Source organism: Flavobacterium sp. LMO6 (assembly GCF_009495795.1).
Classification (GTDB): Bacteria; Bacteroidota; Bacteroidia; order Flavobacteriales; family Flavobacteriaceae; genus Flavobacterium.
Genome location: NZ_WIBH01000054.1, coordinates 1 through 843, shown reverse-complemented (window position 1 = coordinate 843; position 843 = coordinate 1). Strand labels below are relative to the sequence as shown.

Here is an 843-nt window from a genome sequence, read left to right as displayed (position 1 = left end):
TTCCATTAGTAGAAGTCGTTGGCAACGCTGATAAAGTAGCGCCTGAACAAATTGGTGCAACTGCAGCAAAAGTTGGTGTTACATTTGGATTAACAGTAATCGTTAAAGTCGTATTAGTAGCACATTGTCCTGCTGTTGGTGTAAACGTATAAATTGTAGTTGTTGTATTGTTTAGGGCTGGAGACCAAGTTCCGTTGATTCCATTAGTAGAAGTCGTTGGCAAAGCAGATAAAGTAGCGCCTGAACAAATTGGAGCAACTGCAGTAAAAGTTGGTGTTACATTTGGAGTAACGGTAATCGTTAATGTTGTTGTTGTAGCACATTGACCTGCTGTTGGTGTAAATGTGTAAGTAGTAGTTGTTGTGTTGTTTAGGGCTGGTGACCAAGTTCCATTGATTCCATTAGTAGAAGTCGTTGGCAAAGCTGATAAAGCAGCGCCTGAACATATTGGTGCAACCGCATCAAAAGTTGGGGTTACATTTGGATTAACAGTAATTGTTAAAGTCGTATTAGTAGCACATTGTCCTGCTGTTGGTGTAAACGTATAAATTGTAGTTGTTGTGTTGTTTAGGGCTGGAGACCAAGTTCCGTTGATTCCATTAGTAGAAGTCGTTGGCAACGCAGATAAAGTAGCGCCTGAACAAATTGGGGCAACCGCAGTAAAAGTTGGTGTTACATTTGGAGTAACGGTAATCGTTAATGTTGCTGTTGTAGCACATTGACCTGCTGTTGGTGTAAATGTGTAAGTAGTAGTTGTTGTGTTGTTTAGGGCTGGTGACCAAGTTCCATTGATTCCATTAGTAGAAGTCGTTGGCAAAGCTGATAAAGCAGCGCCTGAACAAA

Annotated in this window: 1 pseudogene; it reads right to left on the bottom strand. The window is 40.9% G+C overall.

What is annotated here, in order from left to right:
• Positions 1-843: pseudogene (locus tag GFJ99_RS13505) on the bottom strand (hypothetical protein); the annotation flags it as partial.